The organism is Leptolyngbya sp. UWPOB_LEPTO1 (genome assembly GCF_017302695.1).
Classification (GTDB): domain Bacteria; phylum Cyanobacteriota; class Cyanobacteriia; order Leptolyngbyales; family Leptolyngbyaceae; genus Leptolyngbya; species Leptolyngbya boryana.
The window spans coordinates 1-26,224 of record NZ_JAFLCJ010000014.1 but is presented as its reverse complement, the minus strand read 5'-3'; the positions used below and the strand labels follow the sequence as shown (position 1 = coordinate 26,224).

The window sequence follows — 26,224 nt, the reverse complement described above, 5'->3', positions numbered from 1 at the left end:
GAGTTGGCACATAGGGCTATTGCTTGTAAGTGATGTAGTAATCGTTCAGAAAATCTTGGGGCACTTGTTTGAGTTCGACCCGCTTGAATCCCGCTTCAGCTAACATTTTTAATGCTTGCTCATTGCCCCACACCGTTCCCAGACCCATACCGCCATAAGCCAAAGAAACCGTCATACAATGCATACAAGAAATGGTATAAAGCCAGGGTGCGATCGGATGCTCTAGGTTGCCCTCGACCTGGCTGGAAGCATGAATGTCTTGCATCAAGTAAACCCCATCGCTTCGTAGGGCTTGATAGATATTGCGTAGCACGATGTCCGGTCGTGCTTGGTCGTGAATTGCATCAAACGTTGTGATTAGATCGTAGCGATCGTGCTCGTTCAAAGTAGCGGCATCTTGCACTTGAAATCGAATATTGCTGAGATTTTGCGATCGCGCTTCATGGTTTGCAGTCGCGATCGTCACCTCCGAAAAGTCATAGCCCGTAAAGCGACTCTTGGGGAAGTTCGCGGCAAGGGTGCTCAGTGCCCGTCCACTCCCACACCCGAGATCGAGGACATCAATGCCTTGTTCTAGTGCTTCAGTCAGTCCCGGAACGAGCGGTAAGATCTGATCGAATAGTGCTGTTACTGTCGATTGACTACTGTCTTCCGCCATCACCTCGTGAAATCGCTGGAACTCAGAATAGGGAACACCGCCACCTTTATAGAAACACTCGATTACTTGCTCTTCGACCGAGGCAAGCACCGGGATGTATTGAGCAACAAGAGCCAGATTGTTCGGTGTAGCAGATCGCGTCAAAAAAGCAGCATACTCTATAGGCAGCACATAGGTTTGAGTCAGTGGATTGTAGGTTACGAATCCACCTGTGACCATTGCACCGAGCCATTCGCGCACATAGCGTTCGTTCAGCCCAGCAGCCGCAGCAACTTGCTGACTGGTCGAGGGCGGCAATTCTGCCATTGTGTCAAACAATTGAGTCCGATGTCCGATCGACATCATCAGCGACAAAGCGGCACTGTTGAAAATCTCGAACATTCTTCCTGCAAAGGCTTCTGCTTTGGTGGTATCAAAAGTTTGGGTTGTCATCGGACGCTCCTTGAAAATTCATCTGAACTTAAAGGTAGCGATCTCGCCGTTCCTAAACCGTTGCCAAAGCGTTCCAACTCTAAAACCCTTCTGGGTTAGGGCATCAGCAGGTGAGCCGACCAGATGCGATCAAAGGAAGTGCCCAATTTTCGAGAAACGTCGCGAATCGTTTCTGCATCCAATCCCTCTAGTTCATAGACCGCAGAAGTACGATCGAGCGACAAATAGGAGCGTAACCAGTTCACTCCTAACTCTCTGCAGCATTGAGAAAATTGTTGGTGAATTCTGTTCCAGTCTGGTGCGCTCGAAGCAGGAGAGTGTGCTTCGATGACAGAGCGATCCGCCGAGTTGGGTTGAGGGCGAGAACGGTTTGGAATCATTTCCCCTGACCAGATTGCCCGTTTTTGAACTCCTAGATGAGCGTAGGCGTTCCGCACAGTCGCAGCATCGGGAGAATCGTAAAGACAGATCATTTGAGCACGATCGCGAGACAGGAGGGAATGAAGCCAGGTGATCCCACGAGCTTGTAGACAGGGCAACGCAATTTCAACGGCTTCTTCTAAGTAAGCATCGGTCAGTGGTTGTTCGGCAACAGTTTCAACAATCACGAGTGACATAACGACCTCAACTAGAAAGTTTACGTTTTTTCATTAAGGGCTGTAGTTGTTGCGTCATGCAATCAACCTGAGTTTGAGCGCGGACACTGAGCAAACGGCGATCAATCCGATGGTGTAAGGTTTCAAATACTCCTATTGCCCGTTCGGCGTGCTTTAATGCTAAAACACTTTGAATCAGCAGCGCTCCAGCGATCGCAATCTCGCTCGGATGCTTCATCGTTTGCGCCGCTTGTAAAGCTTCCTCGGCTCGAAGAGCCGCTAATTCAAATCGTTCCTGAGCAAAATCTACTTCTGCTGCTCCAATCAGGATGTAAGCTAGCATTCGCTTGATATCCAGTTGTTGCAGTTTGACGATCGCGGCTTCTAAATTGGCTTCGGGGCGCTGAAGCTGATAATGGGCAAGCGCTGCTAAGGCTGCTGCTATAGCGTTTTCACTCTCTTTGCCTTCAATCTGGGCAACAAGATGCGTCATCGTTGAACAGTAAGACAAAGCAGCGCTCGGATCGCCTGCTTCTAATTCGGTCATGATTAACCCCATTAAACAGTTACATTCTCGCCAACGATCACGATCGCGTTGCGCGAGTTGCAATGCCTGTTGCAAGAAAGTTCGCGCTGCATCATAGTTCGCCTTGTGTAGTTCAATCCCTCCTAATCCACTATGGATATCACACTGCTCTAGTCCGACCCGATTCGCCAAGGATTGGGCTTCTAGGAGGAGTGCTTCTGCCCGAATCATATCCTGTCCCAATTCTGTCAAGCAGGAGCCACTCAGCGCTAACACTCTAGCGGCTGTCGCAGGGCTAGCGGCACGACTCACTTCTGTTGATCGCAGGGAATGTTGATGCAGTTGAACGTAATTGCCCTGCTCGTAATATAGAACGTTTAAAGTTTCGTGTCCGATTGCGGCATCGTCATTCAAGCCTAATCGATTTGCTTCTGCCATCAGTTGATGAACCTGAGTTTCGATCTGCACAGCGAGATCGTGCTTGACACCTGCGATCGCCCAGACTCGGAGTAACCTCAACTGTAAGGGAATACGAGAGCGCTGATCGAGCCATTGACACGACTGCACCCCCCGCTCTGCGAGAACTGTTGCTTCCGCATAAGCAAATAATTTTAAGCAGCGTTCTGCGGCAGGCAAGGCATGAGAGGCAGCGAGTGCATGATCTCCTCCTAGCACCGCATGATGAGTAATATCTCCTGCGAAAGAATGATCTAGCGTTGCGATTTGGTTGAGCCGGTGAGCAATCTGCCAATGCATCAACTGGCGGCGCGGCTCTGAAATGTGTTGATACACAACTTGGCGCACGACATCATGGGCAAAGTCATAGCCTAGTTCATTTTCACCTGTCGCACTGGGACGGATAATGCTTTGTTGCTCTAGTTGCGCGATCGCGCTGAATAACTCCGGCAACGGATAGTCTGCCACCTGAGCGACCATTGCAGGCTTGAAACTTCGTCCGAGCGCGGCTGCCCAGGGTAAAAGGTCACGCGCTTTGTCCTCTAATTGGTCTAAGCGATCGCGAATCAACGCTGCCAAATCCGTTGCATGAGATTGCCGCTGAGACAATGCTCGTGCTATCTCCAGCACAAAGAGAGGATTGCCGCCACTATCTCGAAAAACTCGATCGATGAGTTCTAGAGACATCTCAAATGGATGATCGGTATTGGCTGCATGAATCAAGGCTGCTGTGTTACCCCGATCGAAGGGTTGGAGTTCAATCGTATTTAAACGTTGCTCCCGTCGAAGCGATCGAAGAACTTGCGAAATCGCGGCATTTTTGGAGAGTTCTCCAGAACGAGCCGTACAAGCAAATTTAACCGGGAGATGAGTCAACAAGCGACTCGCATAGTGCAGTAAGGCGGATGAGCCTTCATCTATCCACTGAATATCATCGAGCATCACCAGTAAGGGGGTTTGTGCTGCCCAGTTTGCTAGCAATTGCACGACCGCATCAAACAAATGGCTTCGATCCGGTGGGGCTTTGCTCGGTTGTCCGATTTCGGGCAGTAAGAAGCCTAATTCTGCTGGGACAGGATTGAGGAGCCGTACCGATCGCAATGCATCGATCCAGATGCCGTAGGGTCGTAGCATTTCAGCCGCAAATCCCCGTCCCCAGAGCGCAAAAGGGGTTGTTTCTCGAAGTTCTTCTAGAAGTCGAGTTTTGCCAATCCCAGGTTCACCAGTGAGGAGTAGAACTTGGGGGTCAGCGATCGCTGACCATTCTTGAATTAAATGCCACTCGTGGTTCCGTCCGACCATTGGCAAGGCGGATTGTGACGGCAGCGATAGGGGGAGATGTACCCTTGGCTGAATTGGAGATGAGCCGATGGGTGATTCTTCTTCTAGTAGCAATTGTTCATAGAATCTACGAGTGGTAGGACTCGGATCAACGCCTAACTCCTCGCGCAGCATCGTCATACAGTGGTGATAAACCTGCAGTGCATTAGCGCGATCGCCACTCAAATCATGCAATTGCATCAAGGTGCAGTAGGTCGATTCGTTGAGCGGATCGACCCGTGATAGCTGTTGTGCGTAGTTTAAAGCTAAACGATAGTCTTGCTGGTTTTTGAGTTGTTCGATCAATTGCTCTAAGGCTCGAACATACAATTGCTGCAATCGATCTCGTTCTGGGAAAATCCAGTCATCGTCGCAACTGGGCAATAATTGACCTCGATAGAGCGCGATCGCACGTTCAAGTTGGTTTTGTGCTACCGCATTCTCAAATTCCATCACATCTAGCGCAAAAGGAATAGTTGGCGACCATGAGAGCGTTTTTGGCTCGATCCGTACAATCTGTTCTACATTGGGTAGGTTTTGCCGCAGATTGTATAACTCTTTACGTAGGTTAGTTCGAGCCTGCGGATCGCTCGAGTCTCCCCAAAATAGATAGGCTAAGTGTTGGCGAGATTGTGCCCTTTGCCGATTCAATGCTAGATAAGCCAGCAAAGACTGAAGCCGTTCTGAAATCGCCCTCGTCCACGATTGGTCGCCGTAGGATAAGTCAAACCCACCAAGAAGTTGAATCTGCAACATGGGTGGCACGATCGCGCTTCCTCCCTAACCTAGAGATCTCGTCTAACCTAAAGGCTCCCAATTCCATAGAATGAACGGATCGGATTTTTTGCAACTTTCATTACATTTCTTTAAATATTGCATCCGAATAATTCATGGTCTTCCGATATCTGAGGTTGCCTGCGGTGAGAACGGCTAGTTGACGATGCTGACTTTGTAGAGTGGAGAGGTGGGACGATGGGGAGCAGGACTATGATTTTAGGTCTTTCTCCGCTCTCCCCATCAGATTGATCGTGGTGAACTCTTAACCTTATGCTCAAGTTGAGTTGCGGATAGTTCAGAGTTCGCAATACTGCTCAACCATCGAATTTTTGAGCTTATATAGTTTCAAAGTAGAGCCATTGTTCTAAGATTTGAGGCTGAGAAACTTCTCCAAAGCACTCGACATGGTTGGCGGCCAGCGGCGCACGTTTTTCACCCATTCAATGTCTTTGTACCGCTTATCTAATCCGACTGCTGAAACCCACTGGCTCTCTGCTTCGCCCTGCTTGCCTTCAACCCACAGTGCAGCCGTGAGCGCTGCCCGCATATCGGCAAATTTTGGATACTTGCGAACTAAATTTCGCATTGTCCGAATGGCATCTTCAATGTTGCCAAGTTGGTACTGAGCTAATGCATAGTTGGCACGAGCAAACGCATAGTCTGGAGCAGCATCCGCTGCTTTTTGAAAATCTTTTACTGCCACTTCCCACTGTCCTAATGCGGCTTCAGCACTGCCTCGATTGTTATAGGCAGCCGGATCATTGGGATCAAGTTCGAGAACTTTGTTGTAATCGGCGATCGCGCTTTCAAATTTTCCCAATCCTTCCATTGCAGCGCCCCGATTCAGATATGGATCAGGGGCATTCGGATCAAGCTCGATCGCTTTATTGAAATCTGCGATCGCACTTTCTAACTTGTTTTGACTCACTTTGGAATTGCCGCGATTGCTCCAAATGGCGGGATTATCTGGCAGCAATTCTAGCAGTTCTGACCAATATGCTTCAGCTTTGGTAAAGTCACCTTTGTTGGTCGATTCAAAGGCTTGCTGTTTTAGAGTCGAAAGTTGCTCAAACAGAGTTGCAGCAGTTATGGGTTCTTCTTCAGCAAGAACAGGTTGCCAAGCGATGAAAAACGCGATCGCAACCATCAACAGAGATTTGAGCAAACAGCGAATCATGAACATCTCCTACGGTAAAAGTGTCATTTGATGAGTGTCGGGTGGGGTATAGCCCAAATGTTTCCAAGCAGCCGCAGTTGCCACTCGACCCCGTGGGGTACGGCTAAGATACCCGATTTGCATCAGATAGGGTTCGTAAACTTCCTCGATCGTTTGAGCGTCTTCACCCGTGGACGCAGCTAGCGTTTCAAGTCCGACGGGACCACCGTTGTGTCGTTCGATCATGAAACTGAGCAAGCGGCGATCCGTCCAATCTAAACCACAAGGATCGACGTTGAACAGTTGCAGGGCTTCGGCGGCAATGTCTCGATCGATTTCTCGAAAGGCTTTCACTTCAGCAAAGTCGCGGACTCGTTTGAGCAAGCGATTGGCAATCCGAGGGGTTCCACGGGCGCGGCGAGCAATCTCTTCTCCACCCGACTGGGTAATGTTCATTTTCAGCAGTGCAGCCGTACGCAAGACGATTTCAGTCAGTTCATCGATTTCGTAAAATCGCAGGCGTTGGATTAAGCCAAAGCGATCGCGCAATGGCGAAGTCAACGCACCGACTCGCGTTGTGGCTCCTACTAGAGTAAAAGGCGGCAAGCTCATCGATTGCATTTTGGCACTTTTCCCTTTGCCGAGAGGAATGTCTACCCGAAAATCTTCCATTGCCGGGTAGAGCAATTCTTCAGCGACTTTGGCAAGGCGATGAATTTCATCAATGAACAGCACATCCCCCGGTTGCAGGCTAATCAGTAAACCCATAATGTCGCGCGGGCGTTCGAGCGCAGGAGCGCTGGCAATCTTACATTTCACGCCCATTTCTTGCGCCAAAATCAGCGACATTGTGGTTTTACCCAGTCCGGGAGGGCCGTAGAGTAAAAGGTGATCTAATGGCTCTTGGCGAGACTTAGCGGCGCGAATCGCAATATCTAAAACATCTTTTAGATCTTTCTGTCCAATATATTCCGTCAGACATTGGGGACGGATTTTTTCTTCTTGTTTGCTGCGTTCTTCAGGCTCCGGCTCAGCTTGAAGAATGGTTGTCTTCTCAGGCTTGCCATGGGAGACAGCTTGGGAGACAGCTTGCGCCATGACGCTCACCTTGTCAGCGGGCGCAGCAGCTTTATCTCGATCGTTGGGCTGTTTTTTAGAGGAAATGATCGCCATAATTGTTGAGAACCATCAACTTTAGAGAGATCGTGAATATGGAGATTCCTTCTCGCTTTGCAATTCCCGACTCGATCTCGTTTGAAGGCGCGATCGAGCTAACCCAATCACTCCTTGCCGAGGTCGAACAGGGTCACGTCTCGGAACCTGAACTTGAAAGGATCATAACTGCGTTAGTACAAACTGAGAACGGCGCACGCGGTTTTTTTGTCACTTATTTAAGCGACGATCGGGAATTGATGGATGAAATTGGCTTTCACGTTGTACTAGGATTGCTTCCTGCTGAAGAGAAAGTCGCGGATCTGCTGACGAAGAATTTAGCCATGTCAACCGCCATGATCTTGACCCATACGCGCAATCAAAAGCCAGAATTGGCAGAGGGTTCAGCCAGAGTACAGCGGCGCAGCACTTATTTAATTCGCCGCATGATGTCGAAAAGCGTCGATCGTCAGCTCATGGAATTAAAAACCTCGATCGAGTCAGATGGAACCTATCGAGATTTTTTACGCCGATGGCAATATGACGATGAGCAACGATCGGCAATTTTGCACGCGATCGAACATGTGCGCCTAAACTGATATCCTGACGAAGACGCAATTGCGTTGAACTAGGGTGAGAGGTGTGAAAAATCCATTGAAAATCGTGGCGCGTAAATTCGTTACTTTCAGCACACGGCAACGCGATCGAGCAGTGCGCCGATTGCCGATTCCTCAATCTTTTTGGATCAAGTTTGATCTGCTCAAAACCTTGGTTAAACGCGATCTAGAAGCAAAATATAAAGGATCAATCCTCGGAAATTTTTGGGCGATCTTAAATCAACTTGCGCAGCTATTAGTATATACATACTTATTTTCGATTGTTCTGCAAATCAAACTCAATTTTCGGGGGTTGCCTGCGAATGACTTTACGTTTGGGCTGTGGATGTTTGCGGGGCTGATTCCTTGGACAGCCTTTGTCGCAGGATTCACAGGGGCAACCACGTCGGTGATTAGTCAGCCGAATTTGATCAAGAAAGTCGTATTTCCGCTAGGGCTGCTGCCGCTGGTGCCCATTTGTACAGCATTGGTCGAAAGCTCGTTTGGAATTATCTTACTGATTACATTTGTGGCATTTACCGCCAAACTGATTCACACTTCGGTGCTGTTATTTCCGATCATTTGGATTCCTCAATTGCTGCTCACAGCGGGTTTAGGGTATCTCGTAGCAGGATTGACGGTGTTTTTGAGAGACATTCCGCAAACGATTACGGTGATTCTGAATTTGTGGTTTTACTTGACTCCGATCGTTTATCCATCTTCACTCATTCCTGAAGGATGGCGATTTTTGGTGTTCTGGTTGAATCCGATGACCACGATCGTCGAAGTGTATCGTGATTTAGTGTTGGTCGGTCGGATGCATCATTGGGAAGAATTGGGCGTGTTGTGGGGCGTTTCCATGCTCACGTTTGCCATTGGGCTATTCGTTTATCGGCGATTGCGTCCAGCGTTTGCTGATGTTGTGTAGGATGAACTCTATGGCTGAGGTTGCAATTTCTCTCAAAGGTGTTTCAAAGTGTTTTAAGCGGTATGCGCGTCCGGTCGATCGCTTAAAAGAGATCTTGCTGCCTGGGAAAAGTCGGGCTGTACCATTTTGGGCAATCCAAGAGATTGATTTAGAAATTTTCAGAGGCGAAACGATCGGCATTGTCGGGCAGAATGGAGCCGGAAAAAGCACGCTGCTGCAGGTGATTACTCAGACCTTGACTCCGACCGCCGGACAGTTAACTGTCAATGGTCGAATTTCCGCATTGCTAGAACTTGGAAGTGGTTTTAATCCAGAGTTTACAGGACGGCAGAATGTCTTTTTTAACGGCAGGATTTTAGGGCTGAGTCAGGCTGAGATTGAGCAGAAATTTGACACGATCGTTGAGTTTGCCGACATTGGAGACTTCATCGATCAGCCCGTGAAAACCTATTCGAGCGGTATGTTTGTCCGGTTAGCGTTTGCCGTGGCTGTCAATACTGATCCGGATATTCTCATTGTTGATGAAGCGCTGGCAGTAGGAGATGTCTACTTTCAGCAGAAATGCTTTATTCGACTGAGGGAGTTACGAGAAGCAGGCGTAACGTTACTCTTTGTCTCGCATGATTCGAGTGCCGTGTGCAAGTTGTGCGATCGCGCGATTTTGCTAGAACATGGCAGAGTCATTCTCGATGCAACTCCCCGGCAAGTCGTTGACCTGTACGAAGCGAAGCTTCTCCAAAAACAAGATCAAGCTCCGGAGCGCATTGCGATTCAAATGCCCCAAGCGAGTACTGATGCTGCTATCACTTCAACATCAGTGCAATTGAAGTATGTGCAGTTTCTCGATGCGGACAATCACGTGATCCAATCTGCCTTTAGTGATTCTAACGTTCAGCTGGCGATCGGACTCACCTTTCTAGAGCGCATGGAAGATCCGCATGTAGGATTCCGAATGCGAAATCGTACAGGAGAAGTCGTGTTTGAGTCGAATACATTCTGCATGAAGCACAGCATTGGAGCGGTCGAAGCAGGTAGCTCGATCGAAGCTCGATTTCAGTTTCATCTACCTCTACTGGCTGGAGATTATACGATTACAATCGGCATCGCAGAGGGTGGCTTCAGTGAACATCAATTCAAACGAGTTTTGACGATGCTTCATAATACTGCTGTGCTCAAAATTCTCCAAAACCCCAATGCGATTCTCTGGGCAGGCATTGTGAATCTCAATCCTACTTTTGAGATTTACCGCTCTAGTTCAACTCCAGACGAAACGCTTATCGAACTCTAATGCTTTATGTCTCTTGACCCATTGTTACTTCAGCAAGTTCAACCTTATACCCTGTGTACTTCCGATCGTCTGACGAATCTGGCTGCACTTTGCGAATACCTGAATTTGAATCAGATCGACGGTGACTTTGTGGAGTGTGGAACTTACAAGGGCGGCTCAGCAGCCGTAATTTCAACGTTTCTGGAAGACCGACATCTCTGGCTGTACGACAGTTTTGCAGGAATGCCACCGACAACTGCAAAAGATGGGGATGATGCGAAGGTTTGGGTCGGGGAATGTGTGGGCACGATTGAGGATCTCAAAACGATTTTGCACACGGTGGGTACGGATGAGCAGTCGTATACGATTAGAAAAGGGTGGTTTGAAACGACTTTCCAAGCGGAATTGCCTGAGAAGGTCGCGTTGCTGCATTGTGATGCGGATTGGTACGATTCGGTGACGTTGGTTTTAGAAACGTTTTATCCTCGCATTGTGACGGGTGGCTGTATTGTTCTGGATGATTTTGGCTATTGGGAAGGGTGTCGAGAGGCGTTTTATGATTTCTGCGACCGACATCATGAGAAGCCTGTTTTAGAGCGAGTCGGACCAGATCAGGCATTTTGGATCAAAGGTCGATCGCATAATCGTCAAGCGATTCCTCAGATTGTCGGACATCAAAATTTTGTGGAACAGCAGATTCAGCGAGAAATGCAGTTGCAAGCGGAGAATGCTGCTTTAAGAACGCGAATTGAAGCGATGGAAAGTAGTAAGTTTTGGAAACTACGATCGCTTTGGTTCAAGCTCAAACATCAACAGACTTAACGTTTGTAGCACGAGTGCTTTCGCACTAAACATACGAATGCACAATGCGAAGCAAGCGGAAAACTAAACTGCGATCGCATCAATTTCTCAAGAATTATAAAATCCCTGTTTTTTAGGTGTATTCTGCTACTGGCAGGGCGCTTCTATCCCGAATCATTACTTAGAGGGAAAGAAGAATGAGAACAGCAGTCGGAATCCTTGCAGGCTTGAGTTTGACACTCGCCGCAACCCAGGTACAAGCACAGACTCTAAATCTATACGATGGTTCACGTAATACCTCATTTGCCAAACAAGGTTGGACAAGCGTGACACCTCCCGGCACTGAAATCGTCAGCAATGGTGGGACAACCTTCAACACAAGAGCATCCAACACTCTCCAAGGCGGATATTCAATTTTTCGCACCCTCGATCGTACCAAAGGATATACATTGGGCTTCAATCTCCAACTATTGTCTGAAGCCCATCAAAATCCTGCTCGATCAGGATTTAGCATTATCGCTTTGAGTTCTGATCGGCGCGGTATCGAACTGGGATTCTGGGCAAGTGATGCGAAATTGAGCGATCGCATCTGGGCACAAAACGACGGAGCGACCAAACCGCCTCGATTTACTCATGCAGAAGGCACTTCATTTAATCCAGTGCGTGCTGTTCGCTACGACCTCTCTGTGCAAGGCAATTACTATGGACTCTTCGCAAACGGCAATTTCCAGACTCCCATTCTCACCGGAAGCCTGCGTAACTACTCACCCGAAGGCTTGCCGTACAATTTACCAAATTTCGTTTTCTTCGGAGATAACACCACCTCAGCCAGTGCTTCTGTTCGCATCACCAGAGTCGATCTCACTCCTAGAGCGATCCCCTTCGCTAACTCTACAGCTCGTGCTGCTCGGCTTGCAGTCGATGCAACCGCTGTTCCAGAACCTTCTACTCTGCTCGGTTCAGGAATTGCCATTATGCTCGGTGGCTTAGTGCATCGCAAACGGCGCAAATAGATTAGATTTTCTAATCAGAATGAACAGCGGAAGCAACGACCCGAGTTTCGCCATCCATAGACCAAACTGTAATAATCTATATATTGCGCGCAATATGGAAGGGAGTTTAGAGGATGGCTAAGGCAGTCGGAATGGTAGAAGTGCGGGGTTTACCCCCGGCGCTTGCGGTTGCAGATGTCATGGTCAAAGCCGCACGAGTGACATTAGTTGAAATGGAACGTGTTAGCGGCGCTTATATTACGATCGTCGTTCGAGGCGATGTTTCAGAAGTCAAAATCTCCGTTGAAGCTGGATTAGAAGCTGCCAAAAAAATGACGGCTTACAAAGAAGGCGACAAACTGTTTCTATCATCGCACTATATTCCTCGCCCCAATGAAAACTTGATGGTTGTTTTACCGATCGATTACAGCGAACGCACCGAAGAATTTAATCAAGTCTAAGGAAAGCAGAACGAATGAGGCTATACTCCTGTTGGCTTCTTCTCTAAACTTCGGTTCCTCATGACTCTGGCAGTTCTCACACAAGCTGATTTCGATGCTTGGGTTATCCAAGCACGACGGTTTACGCTGCAAGGACGGCTTCCAGATTATATTCCGCAGTTGGCGCAGGTTGATTCGCGCCTGCTTGCGGCTCAAGTTTTGGCTGAAACTCAAACGCTAGCCGCGGGTGATGTCGCTCAGCCTTTTGTGCTGATGAGCGTCATTAAGCCGTTTTTGCTGCTTTATCTTCTAGAGCAGGTCGGTGCTGAGCGCGTCTTTCAGCAAGTGGGGATGCAACCTTCGGATTTGCCATTTCATTCGATCGTGCAACTGAAAGCGGATCATAGCCGTCCTCGCAATCCTATGATCAATAGCGGCGCGATCGCGCTTACAGGTCTGATGCCCAAAGCTTCCGGTTCAGACCGCTGTGCCGCATTTTGCAAATGGTTGAACGATCTCGCTCACACTCAAATTGAATTGGATCAAAACGCGCTGAATTCGGTACGATCGCTGCCGAATGAAACCAATCGTGCGATCGCGGATTTACTTGTTCAGAGTGACTTGCTGGATCGTTCAGATCTGGCGCTGGATACGTATAATCAGCTTTGCTGTTTGTCAGGAACGATCGCAGATTTAGCACAACTGGGGTTATTGCTGGCAAAACCGCATCCAGAAATTTCTCACTTGCACCAGCAGACGGTTTCAGCCCTGATGTTGACCTGCGGATTGTATGAAGTGTCTGGAATTTTCGCTGTAAAGGTTGGCTTGCCGATGAAGTCGGGCGTGAGTGGAGCGCTGCTCGCCATCGTGCCAAAACAAGGCGTGATCGCTTGCTATAGTCCAGCGATCGATCGGATTGGAAATTCTGTTGCTGGACTTTTTCTAGTTGAAAAACTGGCTCAGGAATTGAAATTGAGTGTGTTTTGCTAGTGCAGAGCGTTACCACGTACTAAACGGATGCTTCGCTAAATTGGAGTTGTAATAGCGCGGGTCGTGAGAAACATCTTCTCCAATCCATTCGGGCAGATTGATCGACTGATCGGCGCTTTTTAGTTCAACCTCTGCCATGATTAATCCTTGATTCTGCCCTAAGAACTCATCGACTTCCCAAACTAAGCCATTCAGTGAAATTTTGTGCCGATATTTTTCAATCAGTGGCGGTTTGCAGAGTGTATCTAACATTTGTGCAGCATCCGTGAGCGGAATTTCATACTCAAACTCCGATCGCGAAATGCCTTGAGTCATGCCTTTAATCGTGATAAATCCTCGATCGTCAATAATCCGAATTCTCACTGTACTTTCTAGCGTTGGAATGTAGCCTTGTCGATAGAGAGTGCCTGGTGCAAGCGCGCGCCATTCATCTCCAATCACTAAGAATTTTCGCTCAATTTCGATTCCCATCACTTAGCTCGCCTGTTGATCTAAAAATAAGAAAGCATCGACTTCTGCCCCGGTCGGTTGAGCGGCGATCGCGCCTGCTTTTAAGGTCGTTAACGCACCCGCAGCACTGGCATATTTGACAATATGTTCTGCATCTTGGCTAATTTCAGACAGTTGGTGCTGGCAAAGTTGATGTACAAATCCAGCTAAGAAGCTATCGCCTGCGCCTGTTGTGTCTTCAACGTCGATCGAGAAAGCTGGAATCTTTCCTTCTCGCTGATTGAGGCAGTAGCTACATCCTTTTTCGCCTGCGGTTACTAGCACGCCTTCTAGGGATTCGACGCGATGAGCAATCACACCCGGATCAGTTGTATCAAATAACCATGCGGCTTCTTCTTCTGCCATTTTGAGAAAATCTGCCCGCTTGATTAAGTCATGAATCAGTGCAGGTGCAATGTTCTGGTCTTTCCAAAACACAGGTCGCCAATTGACGTCTAAGACGACTTTGACAAAAAACTGTTCGGCAAGTTGTAAAGCCCGCTCGATCGCGACTCGACTGCGCGGATAAGCCATCAATAAAGTTCCAAGCACCAGATAATCTGCATGTTGAAACAATTCGACCGGAATGAGATCGCCTTGAAGTTGTGTATCTGCAAATTCGCTCGTATCGCGGTTCTCGCCGAACGCGACGAAACTACGATCGTTGGTTTGTGATCGCAACACCAGGACTGTCCGAGTTGGAGCGGGATAGATTTGCACACCGCTCGTATCGACTTTGAGCGTATTGAGTAACTCGGTCAGAGATCGACCTAAGTCATCATCTCCAACGGCTCCAACGAATGCGCTGGGTGTGCCAAGTTTAGTTAAGGCACAGGCGACATTGGCAGGAGCACCACCCGGATAATCTGTCCAAGTGGTGACTGCTTCGAGGGGGAGTCCTGGCTGGTTGGAAATGCGATCGAAGAGAATTTCGCCGAGACAGATAACACGCGGGTGCATTACAGGCTTCAGGTTAAATGTGTGTTCTCATAGTGTATGAGCGGGGGAGGCTTCAAAACCTAAAGAATGTTGAACTTGACAGAAAAAGTCGCCTTCAGATTGGTCAACCTCAACGGATGAGTGATCCCACAGATTTAGACTAAATTTCCCGATCTGGTGTTGAATGACGAGAATGGGGTGAAGATAAATGTGTTTTTGCTCGCCCTTGTCCCTACCCCCAGAATGCATCCCTTATGAAACTGAATCGCCCCAAGCGAATCTTAGCGAAAAGCTTGATTCTGTCTCTGTTGAGCCTTGTTTTGATCGTAACGTTCGACTGGCAAGGAGCCTCGATCGCGGCCCAACCTGCCGAACTCATCGCTAGCGATCGCACCGGGCAAATCAATGTCCGAACTCGCCCTTCGACTTCTGCGACTCTCGCAGGCTTCGCTGTCGCAGGGGATGGGATTCAAATTCTTGACCAAATTCAAGGCAGAGATGGCTACACCTGGTACAGAATGCAATCTAATCGCTCTGGCATCGAGGGCTGGGTTCGAGGCGATCTCGTTCGGATTCTCGCTGCATCTTCACAGCCCAGAGCCAATCTCAGCCGAACAGCACCGCTCCCATCTCCAACTCAATCTGCGAATTGCGCCCCTGTCTATCCCGTTCCGATCCCAGTCATTAATCAAGGCTTTGGACAAGTTCCCGATTCGTTTAATCTAGGTCAAACTCGGTTACATACGGGTGTAGATTTCGACGGAAGAATTGGTGATCCAATTAATAGCCCAGTTTGCGGTGTTGTGTTCTATGTTGGTCGCGAACAAGATGAAACGAGCTATGAATGGGGCTATGGATGGCATATCAAGATCCGTGATCAGCAGGGGCAAATTCACCTGCTAGCCCACATCAGTAAAGCTTATGTTAAACCCGGTCAAACTGTGAACCCCGGTCAACGAATTGCTGACATTGGCAATAATGGAAATTCAACTGGGCCACATCTGCACTATGAGATTCGCCAAGGTGCAGATGATCATACTTACGCTGTCGATCCAATGCCTTTTCTCGATCGTGCAACTAGCATGACGGACTCTGAACATCAGAGTATGCGATCGCCCTTACGCTTTTAACGCAAAAATTCAGGAGCAATTGCTCCTGAATCTCCTATTACTAGAACGAACTACTGAGCATACGCTGCCGAGAACCATCCTCCGTCGGGTAATTGATACCAACCTCCCGACTGACGCACGACTCGTACAGTTTCACCTGCATTCAGCGGTCTGCCATTCAAGCTATAGTTCACCCCAGGGCCATTCCGGACGTTTACCCAAGTAGTCGCTCTTACAGTTCGATTGATGGGCGTTCCGCCGCTGATAGGGCTTCCACCACCGCCAACTCCGCCAGAACTGCCGCCAGAACCCGTCGTTGTATACGCTGCCGAGAACCATCCTCCGTCGGGTAATTGATACCAACCTCCTGACTGCTGGACAACGCGCACAGTTTCGCCCGGATAAAGTGGTCTGCCGTTTAAGCTATACCCTGTTCCAGGGCCGTTCCGAACGTTGACTGTCGTTGTCGTAGTTACTCTGGTTGTAATTGCGCTACCACCGCCGCCAACTCCGCCAGAACTGCCGCCAGAACCCGTCGTTGTATACGCTGCTGAGAACCATCCGCCATCGGGTAATTGATACCATCCTCCTGACTGCTGGACAACGCGCACAGTTTCGCCCGGATAAAGTGGTCTGCCGTTTAAGCTATATCCCGTTCCAGGGCCGTTCCGAACGTTTAGGGCAGAAATTCCGCTGCTCACTCTAACATATTGCGCAGCTTGAGCAGATGGAACATGAGTGATTAAGGTTGATGCAGCGAGTACAAGACCTGCAAGACTGAGCCAAGCAGAACTCGGAAGGATCAATCCTAGTTTTTTCAGTGATCGTGTAATTCGAGCTATTTTTGATTCTGGTTGAGCGGATACTGCGTGGAGCGGAGCTTGTGCGGCTTCAGTACGTCCAGTTGTTTCCATAATCCCCCTGATTTTTGATGTACAAGGCTTTTACTGTTGAATCCTGAGTCAGAATCGAATGAAAGTGACAAGCTAGTCTCTCCCAGTAGGTTTACTAAGATACAAACTTACTTATTCGACTACTGAGCTTTTGAAAAATCTGCTCTCAGGTTGTGCTCAGAGCAATGAATCTACCATAGTTGCTTATTTAAGCGCATTTGTTAGAGCTAGAAGGAATCTGAAACATTTCTTTGCCAGATGAATTACTTCTTTGTCGTGCAGCTAAGAAGTAATTCATCTAGTAGATAGGCTTGTTAGAGGCTCGTTCAAGTTACGCAATTGAAGTATCTGATGTACCTCGCTCAATAAACTTAGAATCGACGAATGTACGATTACAAAAATCATGAAGAAATATAAGATCGAGCAGTTAGCTTAGATACGAATGAAAGATACAGATTGACTTGCAGATAGATAAGATTTCTAAGCCGGGAGCAGTTTGCTGGCAAAGAGCGCGATCGCACATTCATCATCTACTGAGCTAACTGCGATCGCACTCTACTATCTACTAAGCTAAATGTTCCATTTTGGAGGACTTGAAAGTTCAAAGATTCCTCAAAATTCGAGAATTCTCGAATTTTCAAAGTCCCCAAGGTAAACTGTGGAGCACGATTAACTTTTGTATTGCAGATTCATTTGGAACTACTCCATCAGATTCGCACAGTTAGGTTGCCTTGTAATTTTTAACACGATTGCCTTCCGCAACCCCTAAAACTTTTGCTATCCAAGGCGGCGGAGCCGTTGCAATGACGGTTTGTAAATCAGCGAGAATCGCTCTTGCTTCACCGCCTTCAATCATCTTCATGGGATAAATAGCGGCTTGCACAACCTTGGCAGCAGCAGGGCCACCGATTGAGACAATATACACAACCTGGCAATCTCGAATCAGATTGATGCGAAATCCATTGCGATCGTCGGATAGATCAGCTTCGAGTGCTGAGCGAATATCAATTAATTTAAGCGTTGTAGCAGAAAGTTGGTAGACCAAGTACCGCAAACAAGATCCGAAGTGACCATCAAGCAGTTCGCGATTGTTAGAAGCAACTGCAATCCGAACAGAGTGTGGCATTTCACCATCTTGATAAGGCTCGATCGTCGGAAGTGCCTCAGCTTCATCTTTTGCACCCCAGAGAATCCGAACCGCTTCTTTGAGCGCAGCAATGTCGCCTGCATTCGCATCTTCGCCTTCTTCTTCACCATCTAGATCATAAGTCTGTCCAAAGGCAGTTTTTAAGTTTGTAACTGTAATGCGGCTGAGTGCTGCTTCATTCAAAACTTCTCCAACATTATCTTGGAGTGCTTCAATCAACTCAGTGAGCGAAATTTCAGGCAAAACTCTAGCAGCTAGAGCGATTCGTAAGGCAACTTCATTCGAGATAGGAGGGTTACTGGTGGTAGTACTCATGCTTAAGTTTCTAGAGAGTAGGGCAAACGTAGAGATAGGTCAGACGTGAGAAAACACAAGAAAACATCTAATGTTTTCTCTATTCATTAGCTGAGACTTGACCTAAGATTTCAGTACGATCGACTACGAACTAGAGGGTGAGTCTGATTGAGTTAAGTGAATAAATAAGTGTGCTTTGTAAACCTCTGTTGCATAGGCTGTTACAGGCATGTCAGACACAAGTTCTGACGCCCGATTTTGCACCTGGACTGAGGCTGATGTTTCTAACTACGGGTTCAACGATCGATTGAAATCGATTTTTGAAATAGACACTCTATCAACTGAAGGCAGCCGTTTAGATGTAATACATTGTAATCGGCTGCTGAAAATGATTGCGCTGCTCTAGCAGATCTTGTAAGGAATGAGTTTCTAAAACCTCATCAGCTGCTTGTTTAACCTTTTGCCAAAAGCCAGTGATTGCTTGCATTGCAGCAGATTCAGAACTACCTTCAGCAGACGTTGCAGGTTCTTCTCCTTCCATACAGTTCACAATCTCCAAAATTGTGATTCTGCGAGGATGGCGAGAGAGAAAATATCCCCCTTTTTTGCCCCGCTCACTCGAAATAAGAGTAGCTCGTCTTAGGGTCGCGAGTAACTGCTCTAAATAGCGATCGGGAATATTCTGTGATGCTGCAATCTGTCGAATCTGTAATGTTTCCCCTGTCTCATAGACTGAAGCCAATTCCAACATCGCTAAGAGTGCATATTTCGTTCGACCTGAAAGTTCTAAGAGCATGATTTCGGACTATGAAACAGGTGCGCATTCAGATTTTAGCTTAGAATCACACTCCATTGATGGCTGAGGTGGGAATTTATACGGGGTCTATGTTGCCCCGAATCCTCGACTGATGGCAGTTTTGGTTCGTACCAAAATTATTGTTTGCGAATCGCTTCAAATGGCTCAGTTCCTAATGGGCTAGGTGTCCATCCGGCGATCGATTTTCGCTGCACTAATAACGGATCAGAATGCACGATCGATAATCGCACCGCTTCGCGCTGAATAATTTCATCTACTTCAGCATAAAGTTTTGCACGACGAGTCCGATCGCCTGTCAATCGAGCTTGATTCAGCAGTTGAATGACTCGATCGTTTTTCCAGTTGCCTAAATCGGTTGTGCTACCTGGGCCAAAGTGTGGATAGTAAAATGTATCTGGATCACCATAATCTCCTGTCCAGCCCAACATAAACATTGGATAGCCCGGTTTTTTATTGCGATCGGCAAGATAAGCTGCCCAATCTTTTGTTTTCAGATTTGCTTTAATTCCCACAGCTTGTAGGTCGGCGGCAAACGCTTCTGCGATCGCTTTTGGTGTGGGAAAATAAGGGCGTGCTACAGGCATGTACCACAAGTCGATCTCAAAGCCATTGGCAAATCCTGCTTGTTTGAGTAACTCTTTTGCTTTGTCAGGATTGTAGTCATAGCCTTTGACCTTAGGTGACGTTGCCCAATCCAGAGACGGCGGAAGAAAATGCGGCGTTGTTTGGGCTGATCCTTTCCAAAACGCTTGCACCAGCGCTTCTCGGTTAATGGCATGTGCGATCGCTTGTCGCACTCGCACATCAGAAAGCTGCTTAAAGCTCGGATTTAATGCTAAGTAGCCGACATTAAACGAAGGACGATTCATCACTGCTAAATTCTGATCTTGCTCAATTTCTTGCTTTTGATCAGGTGCTAGCTCAACTGTAAAATCAACTTGTCCTGCTCTAACTTGTGCAAGTCTTGCGCCAGAATCCGTTACAAACCGCATCACAAGCTGATTTGACTGAGGTAAGTTTGGCTTCCAATAGTTCGGATTTTTCTCAAGCGTAATGCGATCGCCACTTTGCCACCCTTTGAATACAAATGCCCCTGTTCCAATTGCTCCGCTTGCAGGTGTTCCATAGTTCGCCCCTGCTTTCTGAATTGCAGTTGGACTCGCAATGCCAAAGTAAGAAGATGCGATCGCGGTTGGAAAAGCAGCAAACGGCTGTTTCAAAACGAATTGAATCGTCAAAGGATTGATCACTTTGACATCCTGAACGAGTGAATCAGGTTCACCTTTGTAACCGCCAAAAATCTGACCCCAAATTTCGTAGCTTTTGCCCGCATTGCGAAATCCATTCGGATTCTTTTTATCCCACCAGCGATCGACATTAAACTTCACTGCTTGTGCATTAAACTCGGTGCCGTCATGGAATTTCACACCTTTGCGCAGCTTGAATGTCCAAGTTTTACCATCTTTTGAGACGCTCCAAGACGTTGCTAAACTCGGCTCTAAGTCCGCAGTTCCAGGCTTGAATTGGATCAAGCGATTGTAGATTTGATTCTGAACAATCAGAGAATTTCCGTCAGTGATATTTCCGGGTTCTAAATTGGTCGGCTGCCCACTGGCTGCATAGACTAAAACTCCCGGAGCCGTCGGAGTTGTATTTTGTGAGGCACAATTGGTAACGATCACGCTCATCACCATGAGAAGCCCGATGAATGTCGATCGCCAAATTCGAGGTTTGACCATTGCAACTGATGACTAAAAGACTTCAGGATTGTATCCGAAACCCGTTGACAGTAATTGTATTATATATGTAGTATATCAGTAGTTTGCTCATGTATACGTCAGAAGATGAAATTACTGAATTGGTTCGAGCGTTTGAGGATTGTCGTTTAGCGAGAGAACACTGGACACATACAGCACATTTAACCGTTGCATTGTGGTATTTAATTCGATCTCCTCGCACTGCAGTAGAGAAAATCCGCTTTGGCATCCAACGCTATAATCATGCACACGGGATTGAATCAACTCCAACTGGCGGCTATCACGAAACAATTACGTTATTTTGGATTCACCTCATTCAAACCGATCTCAATCATGTTGATATTCATGATTCTTTACTGAACTTAGCCAATCAACTCATTCATCACTACGCTGATCCGGCAGTGTTGTTTGAATATTACAGCCGCGATTGTTTGTTTTCACCGCTTGCTCGTTCTACTTGGGTCGAACCCAATTTAAAATCGTTCTGAAATCTTATGTCAGACTTCAACTTCAATCAATACAATCAATTTCAGCATAGTCAACAGCAAGGGCAAAACTTACTAGCAGCGGGATGGCGACCGCTGAATCGAGATTTTGACTGGAATTATTTTTTGCACCTTGTACAGAACGACGGGGATGAACTGAATCGCCGCATGATGGGTGCAGTGAGTACGATTACAGATTCTCTAGGACGGAGCTATCAAGCTTGGTGGTCAAATGTAATCAATCTTTGCTCGTCTTATACGCGTGGAGAACTAGATCAGGTTTGGAACTATCTCACGCCTGAGCCACCCTGTCCGGATCACCACTATATCGATAGCTTGAGTGTAGAAACTCCGATGCGGCAAGTTGTGAGCCGTAGCAGCATTCCGATCGATTATGCTTTGAATCGATTGCAGGAAACGGCAATTCGGAAAATGCTGGAAATCTTAGGTCGTCCAGATTTGATTACTCAGAACTATCTCGATCGCTGGTTTTACTTTCCACCCGATCGATTTGATCAGTGGGAACGTCTTGATGTAGTGAGTACCGTTTATGCCTATTGGTCAAGCCATGATGCGTGGTTGCAAATTGACTATGTCGATCGCGGTCGGCGGTACTGGACGCTGATGGCGAAGAATATGGCTCCGTTGATTCAAAAGGCGACCTATGGCTTAGCAGTGATGCTAAGTGGGTATCAGAACCGTGTAGGTCAAATTCATGCTCAGTTTAGTACCCGTGACTTTCCAGAGGAGATTCAAGCCTTTAGTGATGCGGTGCAGCAAACGGTCATGACGCAAGATCGTCTCGCCGTCTTAGTGCATGGTGATCCGGGAACTGGAAAGACTGCTTGGACGCAAGCGATCGCGAAAGAAATTCTCGTGCCATTAGGCTACGTGATTTTCATTTTGGATCACGATGCAGTCGAGAATTTTGTGCCGCCTGCTTATCTAGAGCGGATTTGTCTGATTATCAATGAGGCAGATAACTTAGCACAGGATCGCTCAACGGAGATTGCTCAGGCGAGTAATAAGACAGAGCATATTTTGAGCTTGCTCGATGGAACGTTGTATCAGAGTGTGGTGAGCGTTGGTAACTTTGAGCTAGAGCAAAAATTAGTCGTGCTGATGACTTGCAATACGACGGAACGGCTTGATCCGGCAATGTTGCGCAAAGGTCGAGTAGATTTGATCTGTGAATTTCAGCATCGATTTGTTTAGCGCGATCGAGTGAATCGTGGGGTTGAGTTGCGACTACGCTCAGCCCACGCATCGCTCACGTATCGAGTTAAGCCTAGTCGAGGAGAAACCGAAACTTTCCTCACACATCTTTGGGCGTATCTATTGTGGGCGCATCTCCCCGCGTTCAATCCGTTTCACTTGCTCAAGCTGCTGTTCTGTCTTCTTCGCCCAAGCTGTATTCCCTTGACTAGAAAAGAGATCTCTGGCATATCGCAACACCCGTTCAGCTTCAGGCAAATTCTTCTGCCGAACAAATACTAAACCTGCGGCATAGTAACCCGTTGCAAACTTCGGATTGATCTGGGTTGCTTTGCGAAACCCATTCAAAGCTTGGTCTAGTTTACCCTGATAGTAAGAGACTAAACCTAAGCTATAGTGTGCTTCGACATAGTTCGGATTGCGCTGAATCGCTTGCTGAAACGCAGACATCGCTTCATTCAATTTTCCTTGCTGCTGATAGGCTTGTCCGATCTGAAATAAAGGCTCCGGAGCATTCAAACTTAGATTGGCTGATTTCTGAAACGCTTGCACTGCAGCATCATAGTTCTTCTCCTGCATCAGAACTAAGCCCAGATTATACTGAGCCACACCCGACTTCGGATCAAGTTCGATTGCTCTTGCTAAGTAGTCTCTTGCTTGCTTGATATTATTGCCTTCTAGCAACGCAGCACCCAGATTTGCAAATGCTAGTGCAAAATTTGGATCGGCTTTGGTGGCTTGATGAAACGCATCGGCTGAGGGCTGAAGTTGTCCAGCTTGACGTAATGCTAACCCCAAATTATAGTGAGCCGCAGCAAGACGCGGATTGAGCTTAGCTGCTTCGCGAAATGAAGCGATCGCTTCATTCAATCTTCCTTGCTGAATTTGTTGTAATCCTTGATTAACCTTTGATTCTGCTGATGCTGTTGCTTGTCGAGAAGATTGAGCAAGCAGCAGCGGAGTCGCATGACTCAGAGATGCCGTAGAAGAAAGCAGACACAATCCAGCGGACAAGAGTACGATTTTAAAACACAATCGGATAGACATATTTACACTCACAATCAATTGCTATAGTTGCAGACCTACCTCTCATCGCCTTCTACAAAATTCAGGTCTCATCTTTAAATTCAGGACACAATGCTCGGTTGATTTGTTCACTAAACGTTCACAATTTCAATCGATTAAACAATCTTCTAGAAGTTATGGCAAGGGCTTTTCAATGTATCAGAAGCCTCAGTAATTCGGGGCATGTGTAGCGTGAGAAGGCTTAAGACATATCCCTTGAGTTCGGAAATTACAGCGACAACCTCAACTCTTCGATGTTCGAGAGTTGAGGGAATGAACGATGCTGTAGAGCAGATCTCTTTTCACCGAGTAGTTCACGGCAATCAATCAGATAGAAAGATGGGGAGATAGGGAGCAATCTGAATTTAGTCTCCCTATCTCCCCATTCCACGTCGGGCTAGCAAATGCGCCTATTGACGGTTCGACTGAACAGGCTTTTGAGCCACCTGCATCGATTTCACTAATTCTGCCATCGCCGTTTCTAAGACGACTCCTGCATCCATTGCCACCCAACCTTCGGTCGTCTGCTGGCGCACCTCAAAGTGCAAGTGAGGTCCAGTCGAATTGCCTGTACTCCCCACTCGCCCAATCACCGTACCCTGTTTCACAATATCGCCCGGTTTGACAAAGATCTCTGATAAGTGAGCATAGAGTGTCTGTTGTGCGCCTGCATTGTGTTCTAGCGCAACCGATAAACCATAGCCCCCAAAGAAATCAGAGAGAATGACGCGACCTGTTAACGCGGCTAAAACAGGAGTACCCAATGCTGCTCCAATATCAGTTCCTGTGTGTAATCTCGTATTGCCCGTGATTGGATGAACTCGCCAACCAAACATGGATGTGATCGGAGCCGGAATCGCTAACGGAAAAATTAACCTGAGATCACCGTTCCCAATGCGTCCGATCGGGCGAACACTGCGATTGTAATAATTTTGAACAGTGCCGTAAGCGGAGCCAATCGGGTTGGATTGTGCTGCTCCTGCCCAGTTAATTCCCGTGACGGACAAGTTAAAGCCGCCCACTTCAACCGGAGCCATACTCACCGATTCAGCAGGCGCACGATACCGAGGAGACACGATCGACGCTGGAGGTTTCGCAATCACGGTCGGAGTCGGAGTCGATCGTTCAGTTGCACCTAAGTCATAGTCGGTTTTGTCAATAAACGTATCCCCCTCCACAGGGGCAACTTCAACCGCAGGGGCAACTTGAACGGGTGGCGCAATCTCAACCGCAGCAGGAGCAGCAGGTTTGACCGCAGGCAAAGGATCGGTTGGGGCTTGAGCGTGGACAGAACGGATCGCACCGAGTCCGACGAGCCAGCCCAACCCTGAAATCATTAAGGCACGCATCCAGAAGAGATTAAGTAGAGAGTGAGTCATGGGACGATTTAGGGAGACAATAGCGATCGAGAAGGCTCAAGCTTTTATTGTGACGGGTATTTAGAAAATCGCGCCACTTATGGGCGAATGTTACTCACAGCACGTCGTAGTTGAGCGAGGGCTTGGTTGTAACCGATGATGGCGCTAACACGGTTTCCCTGAGCTTGAGTCAGGGCTGCTTCAGCACTAATTCGATCGGTTTGTGTACCGACTCCAGCCTGGAAGCGCAGAATTGCCAATCTCAGCGCTTCTTCTGCCTGGGCGACCGATTGCTGAGTCGTATTGATATTGGCAAAGTTGGCTTGGAGGTTCGCGAAAGCTTGCTCGACTTGGAAGCGGATTTGATTGCGGTTTTGAGCAAATCGGGCTTCGGCAATCTCGAGATCGCGTTCTCGCTGGCTAATTTGAGCATTAGTTGCCCCGCCATCAAAAAGATTCCAACGTGCTTGCAGTCCTAGGCTGTAATTGTCGGAATTATTAGCATCGGTATCAACGGTTCCAGAGCGACTGAAATCATACGAGGCGACAAAGCCAAGAGTGACTCCATTTTGCGCTCGTGCAGCCCGAATTTGAGCTTGGCTAATTTCACGCTGCACAAGCTGTTCTTCGAGTTCTGCTCGATTTTTATAAGCCAAGACGATGCTATCTTCCAATGGAATCGTCCACGTTCCTGCAGGCTGAACTGGATCAGCCGCGGTCAGCGTCGCGGTTTCAGATAAACTGAGCCGCTGAGCCAGTTGTCGGCGATTGATCTCCTGGGTCGCTTGGGAGTTGCGAAGTTGCTGCTGAGCATTGGCTAAGTTAACTTCTGCACGCAAGGTGTCAAATCGAGTTCCTAGTCCGGCTGTTTCTTGCGCTCTCGAGTCTCGCAGGTTAGCTTCTGCATTTCGGACTGCTGCTTCGTTAATCGCAACTTGAGAGTCTGCATTCTGCAAGTTGTAGTAATCATTGGAAACTTGCAGCCGCAGTTCTTCGCGAGTTTGTTCCAATTGCAATTCAGCCGTGCGAGATCGCCGTTCTGCTGCTTCAATCTGAGCTGGACGTAGCCCTGACGTAAAAATGTCGTAGTTTAGCTGTGCGCCCAGACCGAACGCTGTTCGTGTGGAGCTGCCGCTCTGACTTTGGATGCCCAGTTGCTCTAGAAAGCTATTTTGTTGGGTGTCTTGAGTGATGAAAGCACTTCCAGAACGGGTGAGGTTGGATGTCAGTGCAAGTGTGGGAAAGTTTCCTGCACGCGCTTCTCGAATGGCAGCACGGCTTTGTTCAACTTGCAGACGGGCGATTTCTAAATCGCGGTTGTTGCGTTCTGCAAGGTCTAGCGCTTGTTGGAGGGTAATCGGTTGGACGGAACGGACTTGGACTTCTCCAGGTTTGGTGGGGAAGAGGAGACGGTTGGAGGAGGGGGTGAGGAGGGTTTGGGCAGAAGCGCCGGCAGCATGTCGGTGCCGAGGTCGACTGCCAGGATCTGGAGAATGGTCAGCGGCAGCGGAATCCGGAACAGGACAAAGGCGAGATAGGGGATCAGCTCGGGGAGGTTGGAGCTGAGGA

24 protein-coding genes are annotated in these 26,224 nt (G+C 47.9%); 10 read left to right on the top strand and 14 right to left on the bottom strand.

The window, feature by feature from the left end; all coding sequences use genetic code 11:
* Positions 1-16 precede the first annotated feature (16 nt).
* The 5 genes from J0L70_RS20045 to ruvB all read right to left on the bottom strand — a co-directional run bounded on the left by J0L70_RS20045 (position 17) and on the right by ruvB (position 7,094).
* The gene (locus tag J0L70_RS20045) at positions 17-1,090 is read right to left on the bottom strand and encodes a class I SAM-dependent methyltransferase (RefSeq protein WP_287455660.1); all 1,074 of its coding nucleotides are present in this window, start codon (positions 1,088-1,090) and stop codon (positions 17-19) included.
* Positions 1,091-1,185: 95 nt separating this feature from the next.
* Complete coding sequence (locus J0L70_RS20040; RefSeq protein ID WP_287455659.1) at positions 1,186-1,707, bottom strand: nickel-binding protein; 522 nt, start codon at positions 1,705-1,707, stop codon at positions 1,186-1,188.
* A gap of 7 nt (positions 1,708-1,714) precedes the next feature.
* A complete protein-coding gene (locus J0L70_RS20035) occupies positions 1,715-4,744 on the bottom strand; it encodes an ATP-binding protein (RefSeq protein WP_287455741.1) in 3,030 nt (1,009 codons plus the stop codon).
* Between the two features lie 385 nt (positions 4,745-5,129).
* Positions 5,130-5,942 carry a tetratricopeptide repeat protein gene (locus J0L70_RS20030; RefSeq protein ID WP_287455658.1) on the bottom strand — a complete coding sequence of 271 codons (813 nt, stop codon included), beginning with the start codon at positions 5,940-5,942 and terminating at the stop codon, positions 5,130-5,132.
* A gap of 9 nt (positions 5,943-5,951) precedes the next feature.
* Complete coding sequence (gene ruvB / locus J0L70_RS20025; RefSeq protein WP_017288989.1) at positions 5,952-7,094, bottom strand: Holliday junction branch migration DNA helicase RuvB; 1,143 nt, start codon at positions 7,092-7,094, stop codon at positions 5,952-5,954.
* A gap of 38 nt (positions 7,095-7,132) precedes the next feature.
* Here ruvB and J0L70_RS20020 point away from each other — a divergent pair, with 38 nt between their 5' ends.
* The 7 genes from J0L70_RS20020 (at position 7,133) to J0L70_RS19990 (ending at position 13,087) form a co-directional block, all read left to right on the top strand.
* Positions 7,133-7,672 carry a sll1618 family protein gene (locus J0L70_RS20020; protein ID WP_017288988.1) on the top strand — a complete coding sequence of 180 codons (540 nt, stop codon included), beginning with the start codon at positions 7,133-7,135 and terminating at the stop codon, positions 7,670-7,672.
* Positions 7,673-7,715: 43 nt separating this feature from the next.
* Complete coding sequence (locus J0L70_RS20015) at positions 7,716-8,597, top strand: ABC transporter permease (protein WP_017288987.1); 882 nt, start codon at positions 7,716-7,718, stop codon at positions 8,595-8,597.
* 10 nt (positions 8,598-8,607) lie between these two features.
* The gene (locus tag J0L70_RS20010) at positions 8,608-9,885 is read left to right on the top strand and encodes an ABC transporter ATP-binding protein (protein ID WP_287455657.1); all 1,278 of its coding nucleotides are present in this window, start codon (positions 8,608-8,610) and stop codon (positions 9,883-9,885) included.
* 6 nt (positions 9,886-9,891) lie between these two features.
* Positions 9,892-10,686 (top strand): TylF/MycF/NovP-related O-methyltransferase, encoded by a 795-nt coding sequence (locus J0L70_RS20005; protein WP_017288985.1) that lies wholly within the window; start codon positions 9,892-9,894, stop codon positions 10,684-10,686.
* Positions 10,687-10,862: 176 nt separating this feature from the next.
* On the top strand, positions 10,863-11,678 hold the full coding sequence (locus tag J0L70_RS20000; protein ID WP_287455656.1) for a PEP-CTERM sorting domain-containing protein: 816 nt from the start codon (positions 10,863-10,865) through the stop codon (positions 11,676-11,678).
* 113 nt (positions 11,679-11,791) lie between these two features.
* Entirely contained in the window at positions 11,792-12,118 is a 327-nt protein-coding gene (locus tag J0L70_RS19995) for a carbon dioxide-concentrating mechanism protein CcmK (protein WP_017288983.1), read from the top strand.
* A gap of 60 nt (positions 12,119-12,178) precedes the next feature.
* Positions 12,179-13,087, top strand: coding sequence for a glutaminase (locus J0L70_RS19990; protein WP_017288982.1), 909 nt, complete (start codon positions 12,179-12,181; stop codon positions 13,085-13,087).
* Positions 13,088-13,096: 9 nt separating this feature from the next.
* On the opposite strand, the gene J0L70_RS19985 is transcribed toward J0L70_RS19990, so the two are convergent.
* Positions 13,097-13,558 (bottom strand): CYTH domain-containing protein, encoded by a 462-nt coding sequence (locus tag J0L70_RS19985; RefSeq protein WP_287455655.1) that lies wholly within the window; start codon positions 13,556-13,558, stop codon positions 13,097-13,099.
* A gap of 3 nt (positions 13,559-13,561) precedes the next feature.
* Positions 13,562-14,536: a carbohydrate kinase family protein gene (locus tag J0L70_RS19980; RefSeq protein WP_287455654.1), complete on the bottom strand. Its 975-nt coding sequence runs from the start codon at positions 14,534-14,536 to the stop codon at positions 13,562-13,564.
* A gap of 233 nt (positions 14,537-14,769) precedes the next feature.
* Here J0L70_RS19980 and J0L70_RS19975 point away from each other — a divergent pair, with 233 nt between their 5' ends.
* Complete coding sequence (locus tag J0L70_RS19975; RefSeq protein WP_287455653.1) at positions 14,770-15,645, top strand: M23 family metallopeptidase; 876 nt, start codon at positions 14,770-14,772, stop codon at positions 15,643-15,645.
* 50 nt (positions 15,646-15,695) lie between these two features.
* On the opposite strand, the gene J0L70_RS19970 is transcribed toward J0L70_RS19975, so the two are convergent.
* The 4 genes from J0L70_RS19970 to J0L70_RS19955 form a co-directional block, all read right to left on the bottom strand.
* Positions 15,696-16,538, bottom strand: a complete 843-nt coding sequence (locus J0L70_RS19970; RefSeq protein WP_287455652.1) for an SH3 domain-containing protein — start codon at positions 16,536-16,538, stop codon at positions 15,696-15,698.
* A 700-nt stretch (positions 16,539-17,238) separates the two neighbouring features.
* Complete coding sequence (locus tag J0L70_RS19965; protein WP_287455651.1) at positions 17,239-17,979, bottom strand: dinitrogenase iron-molybdenum cofactor biosynthesis protein; 741 nt, start codon at positions 17,977-17,979, stop codon at positions 17,239-17,241.
* Between the two features lie 334 nt (positions 17,980-18,313).
* Complete coding sequence (locus tag J0L70_RS19960) at positions 18,314-18,754, bottom strand: RrF2 family transcriptional regulator (protein WP_017288978.1); 441 nt, start codon at positions 18,752-18,754, stop codon at positions 18,314-18,316.
* 137 nt (positions 18,755-18,891) lie between these two features.
* Positions 18,892-20,514, bottom strand: a complete 1,623-nt coding sequence (locus J0L70_RS19955) for an ABC transporter substrate-binding protein (protein WP_287455650.1) — start codon at positions 20,512-20,514, stop codon at positions 18,892-18,894.
* 89 nt (positions 20,515-20,603) lie between these two features.
* Here J0L70_RS19955 and J0L70_RS19950 point away from each other — a divergent pair, with 89 nt between their 5' ends.
* A complete protein-coding gene (locus J0L70_RS19950; RefSeq protein ID WP_287455649.1) occupies positions 20,604-21,020 on the top strand; it encodes a hypothetical protein in 417 nt (138 codons plus the stop codon).
* A gap of 6 nt (positions 21,021-21,026) precedes the next feature.
* Positions 21,027-22,232, top strand: a complete 1,206-nt coding sequence (locus J0L70_RS19945; protein WP_017288975.1) for an AAA family ATPase — start codon at positions 21,027-21,029, stop codon at positions 22,230-22,232.
* Between the two features lie 120 nt (positions 22,233-22,352).
* Here the strand turns inward: J0L70_RS19945 and J0L70_RS19940 are convergent, their stop codons facing one another.
* From J0L70_RS19940 to J0L70_RS19930, 3 genes are all read right to left on the bottom strand, one after another.
* Positions 22,353-23,279, bottom strand: a complete 927-nt coding sequence (locus J0L70_RS19940; protein WP_287455648.1) for a tetratricopeptide repeat protein — start codon at positions 23,277-23,279, stop codon at positions 22,353-22,355.
* 428 nt (positions 23,280-23,707) lie between these two features.
* On the bottom strand, positions 23,708-24,676 hold the full coding sequence (locus J0L70_RS19935) for a M23 family metallopeptidase (RefSeq protein WP_268242655.1): 969 nt from the start codon (positions 24,674-24,676) through the stop codon (positions 23,708-23,710).
* A gap of 77 nt (positions 24,677-24,753) precedes the next feature.
* Positions 24,754-26,224 (bottom strand): TolC family protein (locus J0L70_RS19930; protein WP_287455647.1); only part of this gene is annotated, 1,471 nt, incomplete at its 5' end.

Coding starts and splice junctions, on each gene's coding strand:
- J0L70_RS20040 (WP_287455659.1), bottom strand. CDS start 1,707: ATGTCACTCGTGATTGTTGAAACTGTTGCCGAACAACCACTGACCGAT.
- J0L70_RS19995 (WP_017288983.1), top strand. CDS start 11,792: ATGGCTAAGGCAGTCGGAATGGTAGAAGTGCGGGGTTTACCCCCGGCG.
- J0L70_RS19960 (WP_017288978.1), bottom strand. CDS start 18,754: ATGCTCTTAGAACTTTCAGGTCGAACGAAATATGCACTCTTAGCGATG.
- J0L70_RS19985 (WP_287455655.1), bottom strand. CDS start 13,558: ATGGGAATCGAAATTGAGCGAAAATTCTTAGTGATTGGAGATGAATGG.
- J0L70_RS20000 (WP_287455656.1), top strand. CDS start 10,863: ATGAGAACAGCAGTCGGAATCCTTGCAGGCTTGAGTTTGACACTCGCC.
- J0L70_RS20005 (WP_017288985.1), top strand. CDS start 9,892: ATGTCTCTTGACCCATTGTTACTTCAGCAAGTTCAACCTTATACCCTG.
- J0L70_RS19970 (WP_287455652.1), bottom strand. CDS start 16,538: ATGGAAACAACTGGACGTACTGAAGCCGCACAAGCTCCGCTCCACGCA.
- J0L70_RS19935 (WP_268242655.1), bottom strand. CDS start 24,676: ATGACTCACTCTCTACTTAATCTCTTCTGGATGCGTGCCTTAATGATT.
- J0L70_RS20030 (WP_287455658.1), bottom strand. CDS start 5,942: ATGATTCGCTGTTTGCTCAAATCTCTGTTGATGGTTGCGATCGCGTTT.
- J0L70_RS19965 (WP_287455651.1), bottom strand. CDS start 17,979: ATGAGTACTACCACCAGTAACCCTCCTATCTCGAATGAAGTTGCCTTA.
- J0L70_RS20010 (WP_287455657.1), top strand. CDS start 8,608: ATGGCTGAGGTTGCAATTTCTCTCAAAGGTGTTTCAAAGTGTTTTAAG.
- J0L70_RS19950 (WP_287455649.1), top strand. CDS start 20,604: ATGTATACGTCAGAAGATGAAATTACTGAATTGGTTCGAGCGTTTGAG.
- J0L70_RS19990 (WP_017288982.1), top strand. CDS start 12,179: ATGACTCTGGCAGTTCTCACACAAGCTGATTTCGATGCTTGGGTTATC.
- J0L70_RS19955 (WP_287455650.1), bottom strand. CDS start 20,514: ATGGTCAAACCTCGAATTTGGCGATCGACATTCATCGGGCTTCTCATG.
- J0L70_RS19940 (WP_287455648.1), bottom strand. CDS start 23,279: ATGTCTATCCGATTGTGTTTTAAAATCGTACTCTTGTCCGCTGGATTG.
- J0L70_RS19980 (WP_287455654.1), bottom strand. CDS start 14,536: ATGCACCCGCGTGTTATCTGTCTCGGCGAAATTCTCTTCGATCGCATT.
- J0L70_RS19975 (WP_287455653.1), top strand. CDS start 14,770: ATGAAACTGAATCGCCCCAAGCGAATCTTAGCGAAAAGCTTGATTCTG.
- ruvB (WP_017288989.1), bottom strand. CDS start 7,094: ATGGCGATCATTTCCTCTAAAAAACAGCCCAACGATCGAGATAAAGCT.
- J0L70_RS20035 (WP_287455741.1), bottom strand. CDS start 4,744: ATGTTGCAGATTCAACTTCTTGGTGGGTTTGACTTATCCTACGGCGAC.
- J0L70_RS20045 (WP_287455660.1), bottom strand. CDS start 1,090: ATGACAACCCAAACTTTTGATACCACCAAAGCAGAAGCCTTTGCAGGA.
- J0L70_RS20020 (WP_017288988.1), top strand. CDS start 7,133: ATGGAGATTCCTTCTCGCTTTGCAATTCCCGACTCGATCTCGTTTGAA.
- J0L70_RS19945 (WP_017288975.1), top strand. CDS start 21,027: ATGTCAGACTTCAACTTCAATCAATACAATCAATTTCAGCATAGTCAA.